General features: G+C 70.4%; 24 protein-coding genes. 8 read left to right on the forward strand and 16 right to left on the reverse strand.

Annotation, left to right across the window (positions count from 1 at the left end; genetic code table 11):
• Positions 1-63: 63 nt before the first annotated feature.
• The gene (locus ACFSVL_RS24750; RefSeq protein ID WP_378307927.1) at positions 64-1,287 is read left to right on the forward strand and encodes an eCIS core domain-containing protein; all 1,224 of its coding nucleotides are present in this window, start codon (positions 64-66) and stop codon (positions 1,285-1,287) included.
• Positions 1,284-1,637, forward strand: coding sequence for a hypothetical protein (locus tag ACFSVL_RS24755; RefSeq protein ID WP_378307928.1), 354 nt, complete (start codon positions 1,284-1,286; stop codon positions 1,635-1,637). The genes ACFSVL_RS24750 and ACFSVL_RS24755 overlap by 4 nt, the downstream gene beginning before the upstream one ends.
• Here ACFSVL_RS24755 and ACFSVL_RS24760 read toward each other — a convergent pair.
• Positions 1,634-2,188, reverse strand: coding sequence for a TetR/AcrR family transcriptional regulator (locus ACFSVL_RS24760; RefSeq protein ID WP_378307929.1), 555 nt, complete (start codon positions 2,186-2,188; stop codon positions 1,634-1,636). The two genes, ACFSVL_RS24755 and ACFSVL_RS24760, sit on opposite strands and share 4 nt — an antisense overlap.
• Positions 2,189-2,289: 101 nt before the next feature.
• Between ACFSVL_RS24760 and ACFSVL_RS24765 the strand changes: the two genes are divergently transcribed.
• Both ACFSVL_RS24765 and ACFSVL_RS24770 read left to right on the forward strand, forming a co-directional pair.
• A complete protein-coding gene (locus tag ACFSVL_RS24765; RefSeq protein ID WP_378307930.1) occupies positions 2,290-3,027 on the forward strand; it encodes an SDR family NAD(P)-dependent oxidoreductase in 738 nt (245 codons plus the stop codon).
• A gap of 264 nt (positions 3,028-3,291) precedes the next feature.
• On the forward strand, positions 3,292-3,615 hold the full coding sequence (locus ACFSVL_RS24770) for a hypothetical protein (protein WP_378307931.1): 324 nt from the start codon (positions 3,292-3,294) through the stop codon (positions 3,613-3,615).
• Between the two features lie 8 nt (positions 3,616-3,623).
• Here the strand turns inward: ACFSVL_RS24770 and ACFSVL_RS24775 are convergent, their stop codons facing one another.
• The 5 genes from ACFSVL_RS24775 to ACFSVL_RS24795 all read right to left on the reverse strand — a co-directional run bounded on the left by ACFSVL_RS24775 (position 3,624) and on the right by ACFSVL_RS24795 (position 8,248).
• The gene (locus tag ACFSVL_RS24775; RefSeq protein WP_378307932.1) at positions 3,624-4,724 is read right to left on the reverse strand and encodes a flavin reductase family protein; all 1,101 of its coding nucleotides are present in this window, start codon (positions 4,722-4,724) and stop codon (positions 3,624-3,626) included.
• 107 nt (positions 4,725-4,831) lie between these two features.
• A complete protein-coding gene (locus ACFSVL_RS24780) occupies positions 4,832-6,304 on the reverse strand; it encodes an aldehyde dehydrogenase family protein (protein WP_378307933.1) in 1,473 nt (490 codons plus the stop codon).
• Positions 6,301-7,032, reverse strand: coding sequence for a gamma-glutamyl-gamma-aminobutyrate hydrolase family protein (locus ACFSVL_RS24785; protein WP_378307934.1), 732 nt, complete (start codon positions 7,030-7,032; stop codon positions 6,301-6,303). Before ACFSVL_RS24785 ends, ACFSVL_RS24780 begins: the two co-directional genes overlap by 4 nt.
• Complete coding sequence (locus tag ACFSVL_RS24790) at positions 7,017-7,400, reverse strand: cupin domain-containing protein (RefSeq protein ID WP_378307935.1); 384 nt, start codon at positions 7,398-7,400, stop codon at positions 7,017-7,019. Before ACFSVL_RS24790 ends, ACFSVL_RS24785 begins: the two co-directional genes overlap by 16 nt.
• Positions 7,400-8,248 (reverse strand): fumarylacetoacetate hydrolase family protein, encoded by an 849-nt coding sequence (locus ACFSVL_RS24795; RefSeq protein WP_378307936.1) that lies wholly within the window; start codon positions 8,246-8,248, stop codon positions 7,400-7,402. Before ACFSVL_RS24795 ends, ACFSVL_RS24790 begins: the two co-directional genes overlap by 1 nt.
• Positions 8,249-8,356: 108 nt before the next feature.
• Between ACFSVL_RS24795 and ACFSVL_RS24800 the strand changes: the two genes are divergently transcribed.
• Positions 8,357-8,926, forward strand: a complete 570-nt coding sequence (locus tag ACFSVL_RS24800; RefSeq protein WP_378307937.1) for a helix-turn-helix domain-containing protein — start codon at positions 8,357-8,359, stop codon at positions 8,924-8,926.
• 5 nt (positions 8,927-8,931) lie between these two features.
• On the opposite strand, the gene ACFSVL_RS24805 is transcribed toward ACFSVL_RS24800, so the two are convergent.
• The 7 genes from ACFSVL_RS24805 to ACFSVL_RS24835 all read right to left on the reverse strand — a co-directional run bounded on the left by ACFSVL_RS24805 (position 8,932) and on the right by ACFSVL_RS24835 (position 16,300).
• Positions 8,932-9,720, reverse strand: coding sequence for an LLM class flavin-dependent oxidoreductase (locus ACFSVL_RS24805; protein WP_378307938.1), 789 nt, complete (start codon positions 9,718-9,720; stop codon positions 8,932-8,934).
• Between the two features lie 2 nt (positions 9,721-9,722).
• On the reverse strand, positions 9,723-11,192 hold the full coding sequence (locus tag ACFSVL_RS24810) for an APC family permease (protein ID WP_378307939.1): 1,470 nt from the start codon (positions 11,190-11,192) through the stop codon (positions 9,723-9,725).
• A 72-nt stretch (positions 11,193-11,264) separates the two neighbouring features.
• Entirely contained in the window at positions 11,265-12,023 is a 759-nt protein-coding gene (locus tag ACFSVL_RS24815) for a VOC family protein (protein WP_378307940.1), read from the reverse strand.
• Between the two features lie 18 nt (positions 12,024-12,041).
• The gene (locus ACFSVL_RS24820; protein ID WP_378307941.1) at positions 12,042-13,382 is read right to left on the reverse strand and encodes an acyl-CoA dehydrogenase family protein; all 1,341 of its coding nucleotides are present in this window, start codon (positions 13,380-13,382) and stop codon (positions 12,042-12,044) included.
• A 113-nt stretch (positions 13,383-13,495) separates the two neighbouring features.
• Positions 13,496-14,260 carry a VOC family protein gene (locus ACFSVL_RS24825; protein WP_378307942.1) on the reverse strand — a complete coding sequence of 255 codons (765 nt, stop codon included), beginning with the start codon at positions 14,258-14,260 and terminating at the stop codon, positions 13,496-13,498.
• On the reverse strand, positions 14,257-15,372 hold the full coding sequence (locus ACFSVL_RS24830) for a PucR family transcriptional regulator (protein WP_378307943.1): 1,116 nt from the start codon (positions 15,370-15,372) through the stop codon (positions 14,257-14,259). Before ACFSVL_RS24830 ends, ACFSVL_RS24825 begins: the two co-directional genes overlap by 4 nt.
• Before the next feature lie 19 nt (positions 15,373-15,391).
• Positions 15,392-16,300 carry a VOC family protein gene (locus ACFSVL_RS24835; protein ID WP_378307944.1) on the reverse strand — a complete coding sequence of 303 codons (909 nt, stop codon included), beginning with the start codon at positions 16,298-16,300 and terminating at the stop codon, positions 15,392-15,394.
• An 87-nt stretch (positions 16,301-16,387) separates the two neighbouring features.
• Here ACFSVL_RS24835 and ACFSVL_RS24840 point away from each other — a divergent pair, with 87 nt between their 5' ends.
• Together ACFSVL_RS24840 and ACFSVL_RS24845 are read left to right on the forward strand one after the other, a co-directional pair.
• On the forward strand, positions 16,388-17,683 hold the full coding sequence (locus ACFSVL_RS24840; protein WP_378307945.1) for a glutamine synthetase family protein: 1,296 nt from the start codon (positions 16,388-16,390) through the stop codon (positions 17,681-17,683).
• A 60-nt stretch (positions 17,684-17,743) separates the two neighbouring features.
• Positions 17,744-18,598: an NAD(P)H-binding protein gene (locus ACFSVL_RS24845; RefSeq protein ID WP_378307946.1), complete on the forward strand. Its 855-nt coding sequence runs from the start codon at positions 17,744-17,746 to the stop codon at positions 18,596-18,598.
• 12 nt (positions 18,599-18,610) lie between these two features.
• Here the strand turns inward: ACFSVL_RS24845 and ACFSVL_RS24850 are convergent, their stop codons facing one another.
• Positions 18,611-19,426 carry a hypothetical protein gene (locus ACFSVL_RS24850; RefSeq protein WP_378307947.1) on the reverse strand — a complete coding sequence of 272 codons (816 nt, stop codon included), beginning with the start codon at positions 19,424-19,426 and terminating at the stop codon, positions 18,611-18,613.
• Between the two features lie 38 nt (positions 19,427-19,464).
• Between ACFSVL_RS24850 and ACFSVL_RS24855 the strand changes: the two genes are divergently transcribed.
• On the forward strand, positions 19,465-20,331 hold the full coding sequence (locus tag ACFSVL_RS24855) for a TIR domain-containing protein (protein WP_378307948.1): 867 nt from the start codon (positions 19,465-19,467) through the stop codon (positions 20,329-20,331).
• A 14-nt stretch (positions 20,332-20,345) separates the two neighbouring features.
• Here ACFSVL_RS24855 and ACFSVL_RS24860 read toward each other — a convergent pair whose 3' ends face one another.
• Both ACFSVL_RS24860 and ACFSVL_RS24865 read right to left on the reverse strand, forming a co-directional pair.
• Positions 20,346-21,761: a hypothetical protein gene (locus ACFSVL_RS24860; protein WP_378307949.1), complete on the reverse strand. Its 1,416-nt coding sequence runs from the start codon at positions 21,759-21,761 to the stop codon at positions 20,346-20,348.
• Positions 21,762-21,810: 49 nt separating this feature from the next.
• Positions 21,811-22,275 (reverse strand): GbsR/MarR family transcriptional regulator, encoded by a 465-nt coding sequence (locus ACFSVL_RS24865; RefSeq protein WP_378307950.1) that lies wholly within the window; start codon positions 22,273-22,275, stop codon positions 21,811-21,813.
• Positions 22,276-22,297: the final 22 nt, after the last annotated feature.

The following is a 22,297-nucleotide window of genomic DNA, read 5'->3' on the forward strand; positions in this document are numbered from 1 at the left end:
GTGCTCCGGCCCGCCGGCCGCGGGGTGACGCCCCGGTGACGGCCGCCGCGCACGCTCGCGGCCGTGACCCGTGCCTTCATTCGCCAGAGCGCCGCGATCCAGGCGCTGCCTCCGTCGGGGGAGCAGCGCGGCCCGGCCGAGACCGCGCGAAACGGATGGGACCTCAGCCAGGTCCGGGTGCACTCGCGCCCGCCGGCCGGGATCGCTCCCGCTGACCACCCAGCGGAAACCCGCGCCGAAGCCGTCGCAGGCAAGACGCCCGTCCCGGCCGCGGATCTCCCTCTCGTCGCGGACTCCGGCCCCCGGTCACCGCTGGCCGAGGGACCCGGCCACCGGGTGCCGGACGAGGTGCTGAGACCCGCCGCGCACCTCCTCGGCCCCGGCATCGCCGCCGCCCGCGTCCACGACCGTCCCGAGGACGGCGTGTTCGCGCAACGACTCGGCGCCCGCGCCGCGACCCACGGCGCGGACATCTTCCTCGCCCCCGGCGAATCCCGGTTCGACCGGCGGCTGATGACGCACGAACTCGCCCACGTCGCGCAACCGCCGGACGGCCTGGTCTATCTGCGCCGCGCGACGTGGCTCGAACGGCGGGCCTGGCTCGCCTCGTTCGACCATCCGCTGCCGCGCCGGTTCCTCAACCACTACATGGACGACGTCGGCACGCCGATCACCCTCACCCCGGCGGAAATGGCGGACTGCAACCCGATCGTCGACATCCGGCGCAGCGCCGCGTTCATGACGATCGTGCACGGGCTGGTCACGGCGGGCGGCGGCACCAGCGACGTCCACGTGACCGGATGGGGCGGCGCGCAGACCAACGGCACCCTCGGCAACTTCACGATCTACTACGACGGGCAGGTGACGGTGCAGCGGACCGGCGCGTGGACGTTCACCGGGACGATGCACTTCTACGACTTCTGGGACTTCGACCCCAAACCGTTCGGCAGGTCCGGCCGCCCGATCCCGGCGGAACTCAAGGTGCGGCTCGCCGCTGCGGGACTGCCCGGCCGCCCGTTCGCGATCAACAGCGCCACCGTCCCGGTCACGCAGGCCAACACCGATCCGCGCGCGATGTGGGGATCCCGCGCCGCCCCCGTGCCGGTCAGGGACCATCTCGCGCGCACCGGAGCCGACATCGTCGCCGGTGATGTCGCCGGCGGGGCAGCGGGCGGCTACGTCGGCGGCCGGTTCGGCGGCCATCTCGGCGCGGACGTCGGTGCCGGCGGCGGTGAAGTGGTGGGCGCCGAAGCCGGGGCGAACGCCTCGGAGGACTTGAACAAGTGAAGCGACGGCAAGCCGAGTCCGCGCTGGGCACGCCGCTGCCCGCCGAAACCGCGGACGTCGAATTCCACCGCTGGCGGCCGGCCCCCGGCATCGACTACGCGATCGCCTACGCGCGGCTGCAGCTCAGCCGGGCCGCCGCGCTGGCCTTCCAGGACCGCCTCGGCCTCGGCGCGGACGCGGTCTATCTCGCCACGGGCTGGCAAGTGCCCGCAGAGAGCGCCCCCGAGTGGTGGCCCGCCGAACCCGCCATGACGCTCACCGACCAAGCCGCCCGCGCCACGGACGGTGGTGGCTGGCTGATCGCGGGCTACGCGGAGCCGTACCTGTACCTGCTGGCCTACGAAACCTAGGCGGCCCGCAGCCCGGCCAGTGCGAACTGGAACACCCGCTCCCGCTGCGCCTCGTCGACATACTCGACAGCTGTGATCCCGGAGATCATCCGCAGAACGTCGTCGATGGACGATTCCGGACGTGCGGCACCGGCCTCCTGTGCCCGCACCAGCAGCGGCCCGCCCGCCTGCCGCATCGCCCGGCGGCAGGCCTGGAACCCGTCGGTGGTGCGGTTGAGCGATTCGGCGAACGCCAGCTTCGTGCCGATGTACTCGACAAACCGCCGGAGCCACGTCGCGAGCGCGTCCCACGGTTCGAGGTCCGCGACGTCGTCCGCGGCCCGGCACAGTGCCTCGACCGCCTCGCGGTTGACCTCCTCCACCAGGTCCTCGCGGGTCGGGAAGTTGCGGTAGAGCGTGGCGATGCTCACCCCGGCGCGGCGGGCGACGTCCTCCAGCGACGTCTGCGCCCGCTGCTCCTCGAAGGCTTCCCTGGCGGCACCGACCAGCGCGTCGAAATTGCGCCGCGCGTCGGCGCGCTTGGGCCGCTTGCTCGGCAGGTCCGGTTCCATCCCGCCTCCCTCGATTGACAACCGTAGGAACCCTACGGTTAAAGTGTAGGGGTACTTTCACTTCTCATCGTACGTGCCCAGGGCACGAGAGGACGGAGAGCATGTCCACGGAAACCATCGCGCTGGTCACCGGCGCGAACAAGGGCGTCGGCCTCGCCACCGCCCGCCAGCTGGCCGAACGCGGCCGGACGGTGCTGCTCGGCGCCCGCGACCTCGAAAAGGGGACGAGCGCGGCGAAGGAACTGGCCTCAGCCGGGCTAAACGTGCGCCCACTCCGCATCGACATCGCCGACGACGCGTCGGTGAACGAGGCCGCCGCGCTGGTGGAGCGCGAGTACGGCCGCCTCGACGTCCTGGTCAACAACGCCGGAATGCTGATCCGCAAACCAGCGGTCGAAGTGACCGCCGACGACATGCACCCGGAGTTCGAGACCAACGTTTTCGGGCTCGTGCGGGTGATCCACGCGATGCTGCCGCTGCTGCGCCGCTCCCGCTCGGCCCGGATCGTGAACGTCGCGAGCGATTCGGCGATGTTCGCCAAGACCACCGAGCCGGGCTCGATGTTCGCGCGGTCGCACGAGTCCTTTGTGTACTCGGCCGCGAAAGCCGCGGTGAACATGCTGACCGTCAAGTACGCCAACGCTTTCCTCGACGACCCCGAACTCGCGCACATCAAGGTCAACGCGGTGACGCCGGGCTATGTGGCGACGGATCTGAACAACTTCAAAGGCGTCCGGACCACCGAGGAGGGCGCGCGGGCGTCGGTGCACTGGGCGACTGTGGGCGACGACGCCGAAACGGGCGGCTTCTTCGACGACGAGGGCCGCGTGGCGTGGTGATCCCGGGACCCCTCCCGCCACGGCATGGCACCGTCTCCGCCGATGAGCTTTGAGCCAACCCGGGAGCGGAACATGTCGTCGCACGTCGTCGGAATGCGTTGCCTCATGGTCGCCGGTGCCGCGGTTGCGTTGTGCGCACTGGCGGCCTGCGGCTCTCCGCCCGCGCCGCCCCCGATCGCCAGCGGCCCGGCGAGCGCTCCGTCATCGTCATCGCCGTCGCCTTCGACCTCGTCCTCCGCGCCCGCGTCGGAGGAGTCCGGCCCGATGCCGCCTCGGATCAAAGCGGACCCGAAGTACCTGCCGAGCTGGATGCGGGGGTTCGCGGAGAACCCGGACAGCACTGACGGAAAGGCGTCCGCCACGCTCGGAATGGCCGGTGTGCAGAGCGATCTGGTCCAGCACGGGCTGAAGTCGTTGCAGGAACTGCCTTTCTTCCCGCAACGGGTGGTCCGGCAATGCACCGCGCTCAACGCGCACCTTCCGGACCCCGACGGCGAGGCGGTCCGGAGCTTCAGCACTCCGCAGCATCCGGTGAGCCGGTCCGAGGGGGCGCGGATCAACTCCGTCATCCGCAAGTCCTGCGCCTGACACCCGGCTCAGGCGGGCACCGCGACGAGCGTCGCCGCCGTCCGTTTGGCGGCGGTGACGAGACGTTCCAGGTCCGTCGAGGCGAAACCCTCGACCACGAGCTCCATGATCGCGCGGCCGGCGTCGTCGAGCACCGGCAGCTGGAGCGAGGTCGCGGTGCGGTGGTCGTCCTCGCGCTGGAGGGCGTGCACCGTTTCCCGATGCGTCTCCGTCCACAGGCGAGACAGTTCGGCGCGGGTGGTCGACGGATCAGTGACGACGCGGTCGAACTCGGCGCCCATCAACGCTCCGTGGGACAAGGCGTAACCGCGCTCGCGCACCCGGCGCACGATCCGTTCCAGCCCGGGGCGGTCGACCGCGCCGACGAGGTGGCGGGCGTTCTCCAGCCAACCCCGGTACTGCTCGTCGGAGCCCCACGCGGCGAGCGTGATGGCCACCGGCGCGGCGAACGGGAACGTCATCCGGGCGCCGGCGTGCGGTCCGGAACCGGCGAGCACGCACACCGAATCCCCGGCGACGGTGGCGAGCAGCGCGGTCACGCCGTGGTCCCGGGCGAACTGCTCGACGGGACCGGACCAGTCGTCGGCGACGCGGACCCGGTCCACGAATTGCTGCGCGTCGAAGTGCTCCGGGGACGCGCTGAACGAACCGTAACCGCCTTTGAGGAAAAGCAACGGCATTCCCGCCGCGCGGTCGCCGACGCCGAATTCCGTCACTTCCGCGACGACGATGTCGTGGTCGCCCGCCGCGTGCACGTCGCGGATCGTGCAGTCGAACCAGGCGAGCGCGTCGGCCAGCCGGGGACCGGACGGCGTCGGCCGCCAATCGCCCGCGGCGAACCGGTCCGTTTTCGCGAAGAACGAGCGGCACAGGGTTTCGTGCCCGTGCCCGAGCACATTGGCGACGAACCGGCCGTGGCCGCGCACGACGCTCCAGGTGAACGACGACCGCGCGGCCATGAAACCGACGAGCGGCGGATCCTCCGACACCGCGGTGAAAGTGCCGACGACCATTCCCGCGGGCGCGCCCTCGGCGTCGAGCGACGCGATGATCGCCACTCCGGTCGGGTATTCGCCGAGAACCGTCCGCCACCAGTTCCGCTCCGCCATTGCCAGCTCCTCCTCGAGCAGTGCCGAATCGGTCCTATTCTGCGTCCCGGCGGCAGCCGAAGTCGTTGTGCGCGAGCACAATGCGGCCGCGGGATCGTGTCCGCGGATCACAGCCGCACGTAGGTCGTTTTCAGCTCGGTGTACTTGTCGATCGCGTGGCGGGATTTGTCCCGGCCGTTGCCGGACTGCTTGTACCCGCCGAACGGGACGGTGAGATCGCCCTCCTCGTAACAGTTCACCCAGACCGTCCCCGCGCGCAGCCGCCGCGAGAGCCGGTGCACCTTGGCCGCGTCGCGCGTCCACAGCCCGGCGGCGAGTCCGTAGTCGCTGTCGTTCGCCACCTGCACCGCCTCCTCCTCGGAACGCACCCGTTGCACCGCCAGAACCGGGCCGAACACCTCTTCGCGGGCCAGCGCCGACGAAGGAGCGACATCGGTGAACACCACCGGCCCGTAATACGCACCGGCGCGGTCGCCTCGGGCGTCGAGGACTGCGGTGGCCCCGTCCGCGTAGGCCCGCGTGACGTGCGCGTCGACCTCCGCGACCCGGTGCGCGGCAGCGAGCGGCCCCATGACGGTCTCCGGGTCGAGCGGATCCCCGGGCCGGTAGCCGGCGCACGCGCGCACCACGCCGTCGAGGACCTCGTCGGCGATCGCCTCGTGCACCACCAGCCGCGACGGCGCGGTGCACATCTGCCCGGCGTTGAAGGTGATGCCCCACGCGGCGGTCGCGGCCGCCTGGCCGAGGTCGGCGTCGGGAAGGACGATGTTCGGCGATTTGCCGCCGAGTTCGAGCCAGGTGCGCTTGAGGTTCGATCCGGCCGCGTACCGCAGGTACTCGCGGCCGACCGCGGTCGACCCGGTGAAGGCCAGCGCGTCGACCGCTGGATGTTCGCCCAGCCGCCGTCCCGCCGAGGACCCGGGGCCCGGCACCACGTTGAGCACCCCGGGCGGTAGGCCCGCTTCGAGCGCGAGTTCCCCGATCCGCACGGCCGACAGCGGGGTGAGATCGGCCGGTTTGTGCACCACCGTGCATCCGGCGGCGAGCGCGGGCGCGATCTTCCACGCCGACAGCGTGAGCGGGAAGTTCCACGGCGTCACCACCCCGACGACGCCGACCGGCTCGCGGGTGACCAGCGCCAGCGCGTCCTCGCCGGTGGGCGCGATCTCGTCCGGTTCCTTGTCCGCGAGTTCCGCGTAGTAGGCGTAGGTGGCGAGCACCGCGCGCAGTTCGATCGTCCAGGACTGGGTGATCGGCTTGCCCATCTCCAGCGACACCATCAGCGCAAGTTCGTCGCGGTGGGCTTCGACCAGGCGGACGAACCGCAGCAGCACGGCTTTGCGCTCGCTCGGCGGCAGCCGGGGCCACGGTCCCTCGTCGAACGCGCGCCGGGCGGCGGCGACCGCGGCGTCGATGTCGGCGGGCCCGCCCCACGGAATCCGCGCCAGTTCGGCGCCGGTACGCGGGGTGATCAGGCCGCGAGTCTGGTTCGCCGGGCGTTGCTCGCCCTCGATCACGAGATGCGCGGGCCACCGCATCCGGTCGGCGGCAGCGGCCCATTCGGCGGCGGTGCGGGTCATGCGAGGCTCCTCGCGAACGAGCGGGCGGCGTCCACGAACGAACGGACCAGCGCGAGCCCGCCTGGATCGAGCAGTTCCTCGGGATGCCATTGCACGCCAACGCAGAACGTCCCGTCGGCGGTCTCGGCGGCTTCGATCGTTCCGTCGTCCGCGTGCGCGACCGCCACCAGACCGGCGCCCAGTTCCCGCACCGACTGATGATGGTGCGACGCGATCGCGAACTCCGCGCCCGGCGTCATCGCCGCGAGCCGCGAACCGGGGGAGACCCGGACGCGGTGCGAGGTGAAGACACCGACGACGTCCCGGTGCGGCGTCAGATCGAGCCGGTCGCCCAGATGCTGTTCGAGAGTCCCGCCGAGCGCGACGTTAAGCACCTGCAAACCGCGGCACGCGCCGAAAATCGGCATGCCGCGAGACCGGGCTCCGCGGACCAGCGCGATTTCGAGGTCGTCGCGCACGCGCAGCGGCGGATCGTTCTCGACGTGCGCCTGGCTGCTGTACAGCGACGCGTCGAGATCGCGGCCGCCCGGCAGGAACAGGCCGTCGATCGTGTCGAGCAACTGTCCGGCGTCGTGCGTGCGGAGAGCGGGAAAGAGGATCGGCGCGCCACCCGCCTGTTCGACGGCCCGCGCGTAGGTATGCGGCAGCGTGTCCGATTCGATGTCGGCCCAGGCTCCGCTCGTCGTCTTCTTCCGGTCGGCGACCAGGCCGATCAACGGGGCGGGCATCCGGTCTCCAGCGGGTTGTCCTCGGTCCAGTCGGTGACCCCGAAGGTGAACGCGAGCCAGACCGCGGCGGAACCGGAATCCGCGCCGTGCCAATGCGGTTCGTCCTTCTCGGCGACGATCGTGGTGCCCGGCCGGAGTCCGGTGCGGACTCCGGAGCGGTCCCCGGCCCGGCCGATCCCGCTCTGCAGCACGAGAATCTGCCCGCCGGGATGGGAATGCCAGCAGGTCACCGCGCCGCGCTCGCTGTGCACGCGCGCGACGTCGGGCTCGGTCGGCTCCCGCGCCTCGACAATCATCTCCAGCCGCACCGGGCCGGTGAACCGTCCGTTGTAGACATAGCCCTTGTCGCCCTCGGCGATGATCCGCATCAGGACTCCGTTCCGGCCTCGAACCGAACCGGGTTCGCGATCCGGCCGACGCCGTCGATCTCCACCTCGACGAGGTCGCCGTCGCGCAAATAGCGCGGCGGCGTGCGCTCGTCGCCGACGCCGCCCGGGGTGCCGGTGGCGATCACGTCGCCGGGCAGCAGCGTCACCCCGCGAGTGAAGTACTCGATCAGCTCCGGGACGGAGAAGATGAGCTGACGCGTGTTCCCGTCCTGCATCAGCTCGCCGCTGAGCGTGGTGCGGACGCGGACTTCCCGTTTGTCCGGCAGCGAATCCGGGTGCACGATGCCGTCGCCCATCGGGGTGAACGTGTCGAAGCTCTTGCCGAGCGAGAACTGCTTCATCGGCGTTTCGAGCTGCGCGCGGCGGCCGCTCACGTCGTTGACGACGGTGTAGCCGCCCACGTAGTTCCACGCGTCTTCGACGGCGACCCGGTACGCCTTCCGGGAGATGACGACCGCGAGCTCCCCCTCGTAGTCGGGGCGGGTTTCCTCGCGCGGGATCACGATGTCGTCGTGCGGTCCGACGACCGAGGACGGCAGTTTCGGGAACATGAACGGCACGTCCGGCCGCTTGAGGCTGGTTTCCTCGACGTGCGACTGGTAGTTGAGCCCGACCGCGAGGATCTTCGACGGCGAAACCGGCGCGAGCAGCGCGACGTCGGCGACGCGGTGCCGCGGGCCGGCGGCGGTCTCGATCGCGGCCCAGTTCTCCGGCGCCGGAACGAAACCGGCGGCGGGGGCCGGACCGGCGGTAACGATCGTGTCGCCCTCCGCGCGGCCGAGGAACCGGCTGCCGTCTGCGGTCTGGAAGTGGACGGCCTTGGTCACAGATGCCTCCCGGCGGCGTAGTGAGTGGTTCTTTCAAGACTATAGCTGTGCTTGTAAAAGAGAACAACCGATCTCGGCCGCCGCGGCGCGCGTGCGATGATGTCGACCATGAGCGCACAAACCGACGCCCTTGCCGAGAACCTCCGTCGCCTCCGCGAGGCACACGGACTGTCCCTTTCGGACCTCAGCGCGCGGTGCGGCGTCGCGAAAGCGACCCTGTTCAAGATTGAGCGCTCGCGGACGAACCCGACGCTGGACACGCTCGTCGCGATCGCGGAGACCTTCGCGGTCACCGTGGCCTCCCTGATCACGGTTCCCGAGCACCGCACCGTGGAGGTGCTGCGCGCCGGCGAGGGCGAGGACATCAGCGACGAGGCGTCGACCGGACACGTGCTGCGCAGCCAGGTGATCGGCGCGGGCACGCTCGAAATCCACGCGCAGCGGTTCCACGAAGGCAAAGTGGAGACTTCGCCGTCGCACGGGGCGGGCAGCCGCGAGCACGTCGTCGTGAAGAGCGGGTCGATCGAGGTCGGTCCGGTGGGCCACGAGGTCACCCTGCACGAGGGCGACTACGCCACCTACGCCGTCGACTGCACGCACCGCTGGCAGGCGGTGGATGGCGACGCGACGGTCTGGATTTTCCACACCTTCCCGCGCGCCGCGGCTTTTTCCGAGTAGCCCGGTCATACTGCGGGAAGAAACCGGCGCGCGTCTTTGACGGCGTCGAGGTCCGGCGGGAGGAACAGCACGAGCCGTTCCGCGCCGATCGCGGCCAGCCGGTCGTAGGCGGCGGCACCGGCGCGCCACGGCAGATCGTCGTAGTTGTCGTGCGGTCCGGTGTGCGCGATCACCCGCACCGGCCCGCCGCGTTCCTCCCACGCGATCGCGACGAGGTCTTCGATCCGGCGGCCGTGCGCGCCGAATCCGTCCACCGGACAGGCGATGCCGTCCGCGTGCCCGCCGGCCAGCTTCGCCGACAGCGGGCCGAACGAGCCGAAGAAGACCGGCGGCACCGGGGCCGGGCGGAGGAAGTCGTCGTGCGCCCAGATGCGCCGGAGTTCCGCGAGGTAGGCCCGCGAAGCCGCGCGACGCTCCTTCGGCGGGGCCGGCGGACGGCCGAATTCGGTCTGGTCGCGGGAAAACACCTCGCCGTCGTTCGTGCCCGCGCCGAGGCCCAGCCAGAACCGGCCCCCGGCGAGCTGCTGCATCGTGGCCGCGGCCACCGCGGTGGTCCCGGCGTCGCGGTTGGCGATGTTGAGCACCATGGACCCGACGGAAATCCGTTCGGTCGCCTGCACCACGGCGGCCATCAGGGTCCACGGATCGTGGCTGTGCCCGCCGCGCCGTTCGAGGTCCATCAGCTCGTCGGAGAACGAGACTCCGCCGAAACCCAGGTCCTCCACGGCTTTCGCGACGTCGACGACCGTTCGCGCGTCGGCGTTTTCCACCCGGATGCTGAAGCAGATTTCCATGGTCACTCCTTCGCGGCCAGCTGGCGGGCTTCGATGGCGTCGTCCTCGGTGAGCGCGCTGTAGCGGCCCGGCGCTCTCCGCTTCACCACCAGCGCGACGGCGACGCCGGCCGCGAAGACGACCAGCGGCAGCAGCTGGAGGACGAGCCGCATCGCCGGGGCCGCGCCGGAAAGCGTCGAGAAGTTCAGCATCGCGACCACCGCCAGCGAACCGAAAAGGACCAGTGCGAGCGCCGGAGCGACGAGCGATTTCCACCGGCCGACCGGAAGGTGCCGGTTGCGCCGGAAGAAGACCACGACCGCGACGCAGGTGAGCATGAAGAGGATGAGCGGCGACAGCGTGCCGACCGCGATGCACCAGCCGAAAACGGCGAGCGGGTTCAGGCCGCTGACCAGGATCAGGACGAACATCAGCACGCCGATCCCGGCCGCGGCGAGCGAGGAGAAGAACGGCGAGCCGTGCCGCGGGTGCACCCAGGTCAGCCGGCGCGGCAGGATCGAATGCCCCATCGAGTGCAGGTAGCGGGTGACCATGTTGTGATACGCCAGCACGGCGGCGAACATGCTGGTCACCGCGAGCGCGTTCATGACCTGCTTGAACACCGGGCCGACGAACTGCAGCGCGGTGGCGTAGGCGATGTTGTCCGGATCGGCCGCCACCGCGTCCATCACCCCGTGCGCGCCGAAGGCCTGCATCCACGCCCACACCGCGAAGCCGTAGAAGACGAGCGCCGCGATGATGACGGTGTAGATCGCCCGGGGGATCGTCCGGTTCGGATCGCGCGCCTCGTCGCGGAACAGCGCGGTCGCCTCGAACCCCATCCCGACGCTGACCCCGAACAGGATCCCGAGCGGCAGCGACCCGTGCAGGACGGCTTCGCCGGACACGAACGGCGCGATCCGGATGCCCTCGGGACCGCCGCCGCGGGCCAGGATCGCGACGTCCAGCACGAGGATGGTGAGCACCTCCAGCACGAGCGAAACCGTCAGCACCTTCGCGCCGAGTTCCACGTGGAAGTGGCCGAGCACCGCGACCAGGACCATCGCCGCGACCGTCCAGCCCCACCACGGCAGGAAATCGGTCCCGGCGAACGACGTGACGAGCCCGTGCATCGAGAACCCGAGCAGCAGGTACACCCCGGCCTGGACCACGAAGTACCCGAACATGGCGAGGAACCCCGCGCCGACGCCGACCGGCCGCCCGATCGCCGCGGTGATGTAGGCGTAGAACGCGCCGGACTTCTTGACGTGCAGCGACATCGCCGCGAAACCCACGCCGAACAGCAGCAGGATCAGCGGGCCGGCGACGTAGCTGACCGCGATGCCGGGCCCGTTGCCGTTCAGCATGTTGAGCGGGGTGGTCACGAAGATCGTGAGCGGGGCCGCCGCGGCGACGACCATGAAGACGATCGAGGCGACCCCGAGCCGTCCGGTGAGCTGGGTGGATCTCGCGCGTGGTGCGGTCGAGGTCATGCGGTCCTCCGAAGGTTCAGGCGCCCTGCGGCGCCGGCGACGCTGCCGAATCTGACGGGAGGGAGGGCGGGTTCAGATAGCGTTCTTCGTCATCTGCAGCACCTTGAACTCCGCGCCTTGCGGGTCGGCGACGACGCCCCAGACCGCGAACGTGAGCACGTTGTCCACCGTGTTGGCGCGGCCGCCGTGCGCGACCGCGATCTCGGTCGCTTCGCGCTGGTCCGCCACGGAGATCCAGGGCAGCCAATGCGGCGGGAGGAACGCGCGGGCTTCCTCGTGGATCTCGTACGATCCGCGCAGTGCGAGCCCGTTCTCGTCGCGGAAGATCGTGATCACGCCTTCGCGGTCGTCCGCGTGCTGGCCGGGGAACAGCGCGTCCTGGAAAGCGACCTCGCTCGCCAGGTCGAAATTGGACGGATCGACGAACGCCCAGCGCCCGATCTCCGGCGAGGGGAGCACCGCCGCCCCCGGCTCGGTTTCGGCGAGGCCGAACCACGCGCCGAACGGATCGGTGAGTTCGGCGGCTTTCCCGGGCACGCCGATCGGCTTGTCCGCCGTCCGCACGGCCGACCCGGCGGCGACGGCGCGCTTGACGGCCGCGTCGAGGTTTTCCGCGCCGAGATAGGAACGCCAGCCGGTTCGCGCCGCCGGAAGCCCCGGCCGCACCACGAGTCCCGCGACGAGTTCGCCGTCGAGCAGGAACCGGCCGCGGTCGCCGTCGAGCGCCAGTTCCCAGCCGAGCACTGCCCGGTAGAAGGCGCCGAGCCCGTCGGTGCCGGGCACCTCGAGTTCCTGCCACACCGTGGTGCCGATGGGGTAGTCCTTCGTCATGGTTTTCCTTCCGGGGATTCAGGAACGGGGGTAGTTCGCTTCGGACTCCCACCGGGACCGGGTGGACGGGGCCCCGAAGAAGTCGATCTGGTCGGCGCGCGTCATCGCGGTCCACATGTCGCGGAAGTAGCGCTGGATCTTCTGCCCGTCGGCCTGCGGCCCGGTGCCCGCCGCCCGCACGATCGACTGGAGCGCCTCCCACACGAGTTCCTCGGCGGCGAAGTACTGCTGGTTGAGCCGCATCGACCGGCCCGCGTCGAAGACCTCGCCGTGCTCGACCAGCCGCCGCCCGTACTCCTCGTAGCGACGGCCGCCGTCGAACACCGCCGCGGCCGCCGCGTCGACCTTCGCGAGCGCGACCGACAGCACCCGCTGCCAGTCCTCGCGTTCGGCGCGGAGGGCGCCGGAATCGTCGAACGGAGCCTTGGAGACGCGCACGATCCGGTCGAGTTCGTCGATCGCCGCGTAGCCGAGGCCGATCGTCGAGGCGGCCACCTCGCCCTCGGCGAAGGCGAAGAACGCCCCGGAATAGCACGGGTTCCCGTGCAGTGCGGCGCCCGGAGCGGGCTCGCTGACCTCGTTCGTCCAGGTCTCCGCGACCACGCGGTGGTCCGGCACGAAGACCGGTTCGGCGATCTCGATGCTGTTCGACCCGGACCCGCGCATGCCGATCACCCGGCCCCAGTCGTCCTTGACCTCGAAGTCCGCCCGGTCTACGACCGCCCACGCGCGATACCCCGGCCGGCGGTCGTCCCCGGGCACGTGGATCGTCGGGAAGAAATGCGTCGAATACGGCGCACCCGAGCAATAGCGCCAGAAACCGGAGATCAGGAAGCCGCCGTCGACCCGGAGCACCTTCGCCGAGGTCGGGTTTCCCGAGGCGGGCGCGATCATGTGGCCGTGCTGGCCGAAAACCTCGTCCTGCGCGGCGAGCGGCCAGTACGACGAGAGCGTGAGCGTGTGCGCCTGCGAAAGGGAAAGACACCACGCCGTGGACGGGCAGCCGCGTCCGACCTCCGCGATCACCATGAAGAATCCGCACGGCCCGAGTTCGAGCCCGCCGTAGCGGCGGGGGAGCAGCAGCCGGTAAAAACCGTGCTGCCGGAAGAATTCGTGCACTTCTGGCGAGTAATGCCCGCGCGCCTCGGTGTCGGCCTGCTGCTCCCGCAAGGCCGGACGCAGCATCCGCGCGGCTTCGAGCAGCCGTTCCACCTCGGTGCGCACCCGCGGATCCACGCCGGTGACGGGCATGGTCGCCAGCGGTCCGGCCAGTCCTGGTTCGGTTTCCAGCGGCGGCACGGCGAAGGCGGTCCCGCTGCCCGGCAGATACGGTTTCGTTTCGATCTTCGCTCGGGACACTGTCGCCCTTTCTCTTCGTCGAGAACGGGCCTGAGTATCGGCGCGCGCCGCGTCCGGCGACTATGGCGGCGAGACCAATTCGCCGTCCGCGAGTTGTACCGCGTGCACTGCCCTCAGAAGAGCGGCTGCGGCAATTCGAGCGTTTCGGCCAGCGGCCGCCGGGTTCCGTCGGCGGTCACGACGAGCACTCCGTCCAGTGTGGAGCGCGGCAAGAGGCGGCTGAGGCCGAACAGATGCCCCCACGGGTCGGTGAGCACGGCGTATTCGTTGAACGGCGAACGGCTCGGCGCCATCACCACCCGCGAACCGGACTCGACCGCGCGCGCGACGGCCGTCCCGATGTCGCGCACCTCGAAGTACCCGATCCAGAACGACCGGGGCCGGCCCGGCATCGCTCCGCGCACCCGGAACACGCCGAAGAGGATTCTCCGCGCGGCGCAGACGAATTCCATGTCGTACGGGTCGTCGACCATCGCGACCCGCTCGGCCCGCAGCGTCGCGGCGAGATGCGCGGTCACTCCGGAAACGTCCTCTGTGGACAGATCGACGTTCGTGTACCGCAACGCGTTCTCCGCGCGCCGGACCGCGGTGAGCGCGACGCGGACGCCGTCCGGCCCGCGCAGGAACCCGAGGTCGATCCCCTCGGCCGGTTCCGGTTCCCGCAGCTCGGCCGGAATCCGCCGCACGACATCGGCGTCGACGCGCAGCACCGGCGCCCATCCGGCGTCCCCAGGGGTGCGGACGGCGTGGAACTGCACGCCGAGCGCGGCGAGGGTGTCCGGCTCCCGGCGGCCGAGGATCCACGCGTAGTACCGCGCCGCTTCTTCCGGCGACTCGGCGAAGAGGTCGAGCCCGCCGTACTCCGGTGGCCGCGTCACTGCACGTTCCCCTTGTCGAATGCGCCTTCGCCGTCCAGCGCCCGCAGCGCCAGCCAGAGCGTGGCGATCGTGGCGACCGAATCGAGGTCGACGTCGAGCAGACCGGTGATCTGCCGCAACCGGTACCGCAGGGTGTTGCGGTGGATGAACAACCGCTCGGTCGCCCGGACGATATCACGGTCGGTTTCCAGGTAGACCCGGAACGTTTCCAGCAGCGCGGTGCCGTGCGCGGCGTCGTAGTCCAGCAGCGGGCGGAGCTGCTCCCGGGCCAGTTCGCCGAGCGGGACGGCGGCGTTCGTCATGACCAGCAGCCGCACGAGATCGAGCCGGCGCGGATGGTGCACGCCCTCGCCCTCCTCGAGCGCCGAGGACGCCTCGAAGAAGCCGACCCGCACCCCGGCGGCCCCGCGGTGGGGCAGGCTGACGCCGACCCGCGCGCCGGCGCCGAGCCGCGACAGCTGCCGCAGCAGGGTTTCCGCGATCCGGTCGGGCAGGTCGTCGTCGGGCACGAGCATCAGCACCCGGCCGTCGCGCACCACCCGGAGGAACGGTTCGCGCTGGCCGTTCATCAGCGCGTAGATCCCACCCCACGGCAGGCTCCGGCGCGCGCCCGCGGGCAGGTCCGCCCAGCCGACGAGCATCCGGAAGGGCCGCGAAACGTCGAGCCCGGCCGCGCGCAGCCGGGCGACCGCGTCGTCCTCGCTCACCCGGCCGGCGAGAATGTCGTCGAGCAGCCCGGAAACGAGCTCGCGCCAGCCGACCTGGGCCGCCCGCAGCCGCATCAGCTCGATCGCCACCAGGTCGACGGCGACCGGGAGAACCGCGCCGTCGTCGCTTTCCGTCCGCACCGCGAGGCACGCCACCCGCTCGCCGTCGACCTCGACCGCCCGCACCGCGCACCCCTCGACGACGTCCCCGTCGCGCGCGCCGAGCAGCGCGTCGGCGGCCCAGATCGACCTCGACGGGGAGGCGGCCAGCGTGCTGCCGGAGAGGTCGAAAAGGCCGACGTCCGCGTCCAGCACCTCGCGGATCGCGTGGACGAGGTGGGACAGGCCGCCGCTGCGGGTGGCGAACACCAGCCTGCTGAGCGCGTCGCTGTCCTTTGCCCGCACCTCGGTCCTTCCCCGTGCGTCAGTCCCAGATGGAGCGGAGGCTTTCGCGTTCGGCCGCCACGGAGTCGGCGTCGAACCGGAAATACGACCGCGGCGGCAGCATGCCCCACACGTTCGACGAATGCCGGTCGTCCGGGAACTCGCGCGGCTGGTGCAGGTCGTCGAGCTGCTCCATGTCGCAGTACAGCTCCACGAAACAGTCGAATTCCGGCGTGCGGACGTACCCGGCGAGGTTGCCGCCGACGCCGTGCCGCACCGGACCCCACGGGAATACCCGGCCGTGCTGGGCGAGGTGGTCGAACGACGACCGGATCGCGCCCCAGTCGCCGAGATCGAAGGCGACGTGGTGGAAATGCGACTGGCCGGTTCCCACGAACGCGTTGACGTGGTGGTCCGCGCCGACGCGCAGGAACGCGCCCGCGTCCGGGCCGAGCCGGTCGGCCAGCTGCTGGCCGACGACCTCGGTGTAGAACTCGACCATCGCGTTGACGTCCTTGACGAGGTAGTTGACGTGACCGAGCTTGCGGTAGCGGCCCGCCGGCAGCAAGTCGGTGTGCCGCGACGCGATGGGGTAGACGTCCTGCCCCGTGCGCGCCCGGTACGGCACGTACGCGACCCCGTTGTTCTCCGGATCGGTGAACCGCACCTCCTGCTCGGTGCGGACGTAGGCGATCCCCAGCTCCTTGAGGTGCTTTTCGGCGTCGTCCAGCGAGAAATCCGGGTGCAGCAGGTACGCCGCGTGCTGGATCCCGGGGGCTTCCGACTGTTCCAGCAGCACCGAGCAGTCCTCGTAATTCACCGCGAGCCGCGCGGTTTTCCGGTCCCGCGCCCGTTCGGTGAGGCCGAATTCGACCTGCCAGCTGTGGCTCGCCGCGTCGAGGTCGGCGACCCCGAACTTCACGTGGTCGATGTCGTAGAGCCGGATCATCGAGGTCTCCTGTTTCGTTTAGGGATACGGTCATAGTAGTGTAAGAAACAGCAGGGGCAAGACTCACGCCCACCGAAAGGCGGCCGCATGACCACTCAGACCTCCCCGTCCACCACGGCTTTGGACCGGCTGCTGACGCGGGCGAGCGTCGTGCGCGTGGTGCACGCCGACCTGTTCGGCCGCCAGCGCGCGAAGCAGTTCCCGGTCTCGGCCGTGCCCGCCCTGCTGGACAGCGGCATCGCGTACTCGAAGATCGCGCACGCCGAAGACCTGCTCGGCGTCCCCGTCGACGAGGACGATTTCCCGCAGATGAAAGGACATCCGGACCTGCACGCGCGGATCGAGCCGGAAACCGCCGTCGTCCCGCCGTGGGAACCGGACGCGGTGTGGGTGCTGGCTTCGCTGTGGGAAGGCGAAACCCGGTCGAAACTCTGCGCGCGCGGCCAGCTCGCCGCCGCCCGCGACGCCCTGGAAACCGAGTTCGGCTACACCGCACAGGCGGCGGGCGAGCCGGAGTTCTACCTGTTCCGCCGCTCGCCGGACGGCGGCCGCCCGGTGCCGTACTCCCGCGACGGAGTTTCGTACACAATGGACCGCATCACCGACCCGGACGGCGCCGTCGGGCGGATTCACCGCGGAGTCATCGGCCTTGGCATCGGAGTCACCGCGCTGAACCGCGAGTTCTCCCCGGGCCAGTTCGAGATCAACCTGCACCACGACGAGGTCGTCGCGGCCGGGGACCAAGCATTCCTGCTCAAGACCGCGGTGAAGGAACTCGCCGTCATCGAAGGCCTGGAAGCGGTCTTCATGGCGAAACCGCTGGCCGGGGAGGAGGGGTGCAGCCTGCACGTCCACCTGTCGCTGTGGGATGCCCTGGGCGGCAACGTTTTCTCGGCCACGCCCTCAGTGCTGGAACACGCCATGGCCGGCGTGCAGGCGCACGCCGCCGCGCTGCTCGCGTTCGCTTCCCCGACGGTGAACTCGTATAAACGGCTGCGCGGCAACGGCTTGTCCCCGCGCACGAGCAACGTCGCCGAGGACAACCGGTTCACTTTCATCCGGGTTCCGCCGGAACGCGGCCCGGCGACGCGGTTCGAAGTGCGGCAGGGAGACGCGAGCGCGAGCCCGCACCTGCTGATGGCCGCCATCGTGCACGCCGCCCGGGACGGGATCCGCCGGGAACTCCGCCCGTCCGCCGAGGGTGCTCCGCTGCCGGCGTCGCTGACCGCCGCGATCGAGTCGCTGGAGGCGGACGGGTTCTTCCGGGAGGCGTTCGGGGACGAGCTGGTGTCGGCTTACGCGGCGGTGAAGCGGCGGGAGGTGGCGGCGTTCGAGGCAGCGGTCACGGATTGGGAGTGGGAGCTGTACCACTCGCACTGCTGAGGGAGACTCGTACAGAAATTAGGCTAGCCTAACCTATCTCTCTTCGCTAAGTTGTCGGCCATGAGCAACGTTCTGGTGATGGGCGCGACGGGAAAGGCCGGCCGCCACGTGGTCGCCCAGCTGCGGGAGCTGGGTCATCCGGTCCGGCCGGTTTCCCGTTCGAGCCCGATCCGCTTCGACTGGGCGGACCGCTCCACCTGGCAGCCCGCGCTGACCGGCGTGGACACCGTGTACCTCAACGTGTGGGGCGTCGTCGGGACAGCGGATCCCGCGGAGTTCACCGGATTGGCGGCGAAGTCGGGCGTCCGGAGGATCGTGGCCCTGTCCGGCCGAAGCGACGACGGTGAGGACTACCTGCTCCAAACGCCTTACGGCCCATGGGCACAAGCGGTGCTCGACGGCGAGCGCGCGGCCCGCGAGAGCGGCGCGGAATGGACGATCGTCCGGCCTTGCTGGTTCGCGCAGACCTTCGAGGAGGACCCGAAACTGTCCGAGGTCCGCTCTGGCGAGGTCGCTACTCCTGCTGGTGATGGCACAGTGCCGTTCGTAGACGCGCTGGACATCGCCGCGGTAGCGGTCGCCGCGCTGGTCGAGGACGGCCATCAGGGGGAGACCTACGAAGTGTCCGGCCCACGGGCGATGACTTTCGCCGACGCGGTGGCCGAGATCGCGAAGGCGACCGGCCGGGAGATCAAGCACGTGCCGGTGGCGGCGTCCGAGTACGTGCAGCGCCTGATCGACCGCGGCTACGACCGTGCGTCGGCGGAAATGCAGGCCGGTCCGTTCGCATGGCTGCACCGCGGCCGGACGGGCTTCCTCAGCGACGGGGTGCAACGCGCCACTGGCCGGGAGCCCACGGATTTCGCCGACTATGCGCAACGGGCCGCCGCAGCTGGTGCGTGGTCGGGACAGTGATCCGCGGCTCGTTCATGAGCCGGAAGTCCGCACGGCTGCGCCGAAATCACGGGCGGCGGCACCTTCCGCCTTCGTGCGGCGCACCTTGGCCAGCAGGTGCGCCGCGAGTTCGGCAGGAGTGTGGTCTTCGGTGCGGAGAAAGCCGGTGGCGGGGTTGAGCAGTTCCGCCGGAACCTCCGGCTGGTCCACGAGAACAGGCAGCACGTAGTCGTCGCGTCGCTGGGCGACGGCGGTGATCGCGGTGGCGAAAGCGTCGAGGGCGTGCGGCGCGGCCAGGTACGCCGGGGACAAGAACGGCACGAAGTGCCACGCCCGCTGCCCGTAAACCTTGCGGCCCTCCAGGAGGAAGTTCCGCCCCCACCATTCGACGGTCATGTCCGGCTCGAAGAAGACGACCAGGCCCAGCGCCCGCGCGGTCTCCACCACGGAGCGGACGTACTCGCGCACCTCGTCGGTGAACGAGACCGCGACGTCGTAGCTGCGCGTGTGCTTCGCCGCCGTATCGCGGGCCAGCGCCTCGCCGAGCGCTGCGGCGACGCGGTCGTCGCTGCCCTGCTCGTGCAGCGCTCCGGCCAGCACCCCGGTCTCCGCGAGCTGACCGGGACCAGCGGTCTCCGTCCAGATCCGGTACGTGTCGGTGGCCTTGAGCCGCTGAAGCATCTCGTCGGCCTTGTTGGCGAACCAGTTCTTCGCAAACCTCCCCAGCCGGGCCCGGTCCATCGGCGAGACGCCCAGCGCCTCGCCGAGCAGCGCGGCACCGAGTGCCGCGTACAACGCCTCGTCGGATGAATTCTCGTACTGCGGAACAAGATCCGCCCAGGCGGTCATCCTGCACCGCCCGCCGTGGACCGCTCTAGGATGGCCGGATGACGGACAGCTCCGGCACGTACGACATCGCGGTTTCGTTCTCCGGCAGGCAGCGCGACTACGTCGAGCGGGTCGTCCGTGCCTGCGAAGCGCAGGGCGTAACGGTCTTTTACGACCGCGACGACACCGTGCGGCTGTGGGGGAAGAACGTCATCACCGAACTGCGCCGGGTCTACGGCGGGGTGGCCGTCCGCCACGTGCTCCCCTTCCTGTCCGAGGACTACATCGCCGGCGCGTACCCGATGGACGAGTTCTACGCCGCCCTGACGGCCAGCGTGCACCGCGGCGGCGACTACCTCCTGCCCGTCGTGATGGACGACGTCGAGATCCCTGCGGAACTGCTCAACCCCGCGATCATCTACCTGTGCGCCGCCGAGCACTCCCCGGCGGAACTGGCTGGGCTCATCGCCAAGAAGGTAGCCCTTTCGCGGGCCGAAGGACAGGAGCCTCGGGAAGTCGTGGACGTCGTGGCGGAAGGCCCGAGGATGCCGCGCGTCTCGCCGCCGCGCGCGGTGCTGGCGGCCGCGATGGCCCGGGTCGGGGAGATTCTCGACCGGAACTCCCGGCTGCTGTCGGAGTACGGATTCGCTTGCAGCGTGCGGACTTCGGAACGGTCGGTGCAGCTTGTCCTCGCGGAGGACGGGTGCGCGATCTGGGACCTTGCGCTCACGTGGAGCCAGACCGGGGATGCCCTGGAAGTCCGGCTCGGCCCTGACCGTTCCGCCCTCGACGGAACGGTCACCGCGCACCGGGACGCCAGTCTCCGGTACAACGCCTCCGGACCGTCGACGCTTTCCACCGCCGACGATCTCGCGGAGTTGTTGTGGCACAAGGTCATCGACTTCATCGAGCAACGCTGCCAGTGACCGGCCGGCCGGGGTCACGCGAGCTGCTCCGCGAGCACCGCGGTGCACACGATGGAGCCCGGCAAGGCCAGTCCGTCGTCCAGGTCCTGCCCGTCGAACGCCTGCTTGACCGCTGTCAGGGCAGTGTGGAAGGAAAGCGGCTGGCGCCGGTCGAGGATGAATTCCCGCCAGTCGTCCGCGACACCCCAGATCGACAGTGCGCCGGGCACGTCTCCGCCGAGGGCGGCAGTCGCGCCCCGGGCGAGAATCCCGGAGGAGTCGGTGTTCTTGCGGGCGAGTCCTTCGACCAGCTGGGCCCGGGGCGCCGTCTGCAGGCGGTCGAACAGCGCGATCTGGTCGAGGTACTTCTGCGGGTGCGGGGTGTCCACTCGCGGGTCCGCGTAGAACGCCGGCCAGTCGAACGGTTCCTCCGCGGCGCCGAAGTCCGACGAGGCGGCGGTCGAGGAGAGCATCTTGCCGAGAAACAGTTGGGAGAACTGCTGAACTTCGCGCCCCATCTCGCCGAGCAGCCGCGCGGCGCGATCGGCGGCGGGCGGATGGGTGTTGCCTCGCCGGATGAAGAGCGCGCTTTCGGTGGAGTGCACGGCCAGAATTGCTACTAGCGCACCGAGGGTCGCATTGATCGCGGCAGACCCGTGCGCAGGTCCGTGGCTGCTGAGCTGTGCTTCGAAGACACGGACGACAGCGCGGTGGGCGAAGAGGTCCGCGTCGAGTTCCCGCTGCGCGTCGGCCGAACAGGCGGGCACGTGCTCGCCGGGGGAGAACGCGCTGGGCGCGGACGTGTGCCCGAGCGCGTGGTGCGCGATCTCGTGCCCGAGGACGAAGAGCGTGGCACCAGTGTTGATCAGGTCGACGATGTCGTTCTCGGCCCGCTCCTCGGTCCGGCCGAGTTTCGCCGAGAGGCCGTAGACCCGCTGGTGCACGTTGTAGTACCGGAGCAGCCCGGTGAGGAAGAAGGGATCCTCGCCGAGCCCGCCGCCGGTCACCATCCGGAAGGAGCGCCACAGCTTCCGCGCGGATCCGCCGTCGGTGAGCTGTCCCAGCGCGGTTCCGGCGTGGAGACCGTAGACGTTGGCCAGCGCGATGATCGCGTCGGACACGAGAACCAGCCCGGACCCGTCGTCGAACGGCTGCATCTGGGCGGAAACGTCTTCGTCCAGCGCCGATCCGACGCACACGGCCGCCAGCCGGCCGGCCGGCACCCCCAGGTCCGCCATCGCGGCCTTGACCAGGCTGGACATCTCACCGAGGACGGCGTCGACCGGATGCTCGTAGGTCGCGGCTTCCGGCTGCTCGCCCCACGCGGCGAACATCGCGTCGAGCCGGTGCCGCAACCCGTGCGCGTCGCGGCGCTCCATGTCCGCCCTGATGTCGTCCAGCTGCCGGACCCGGTTCGGCCGGACGACGTCCTGGTACTTGCGCTCCGCCATCGTCCTGGAGTGATTCACTCGGCATGAGTCGGCGGAGGCAGAGGCTTCGTTACGGGCCGGCTTGGCCCGCGCGGCCGGCGCGCCAGCGGTCGATGACGGCGGGCAGTTCACGCATGAGGTGGGCGTAGAAGTCGCGCATGTCGGCCAGGCGACGTCCGGCGACGCTGTCCTCGCCGGCGAACTCGATGCCTGCCGCCGCGGCGTCCTGCATTTCCTGGACGACTGTGTTCTGGGCGGACATCAGGGTCGCCCAGCCTTCGTCGGGGAAGCGGAAGTGCTCGCGCCGGCTGCCGGGCGCGGGCACTCGCTCGACGAGCCCGGCGGCGGTGAGGGCCTTGAGGGCGGTGGAGACGGAGCTGGGGCTGGCGGCCAGGCGGTCGGCGAGGTCTCCGGCGGTGACGGTGTCCTGGTCGCTGAACAGCAGCATGGCCAGGACTCGCGCGGTCATCCGCTGCAGGCCGTGGCGGGTCAGGGTGAGGGCCAGCCGCTCGGCGGCTTCGGTGTGCTCGGTCATCGTCCTCCCGGGTCTTGTCGGA

This window comes from Amycolatopsis silviterrae (assembly GCF_042684085.1).
In the GTDB taxonomy this organism is placed as follows: Bacteria; Actinomycetota; Actinomycetes; order Mycobacteriales; family Pseudonocardiaceae; genus Amycolatopsis; species Amycolatopsis silviterrae.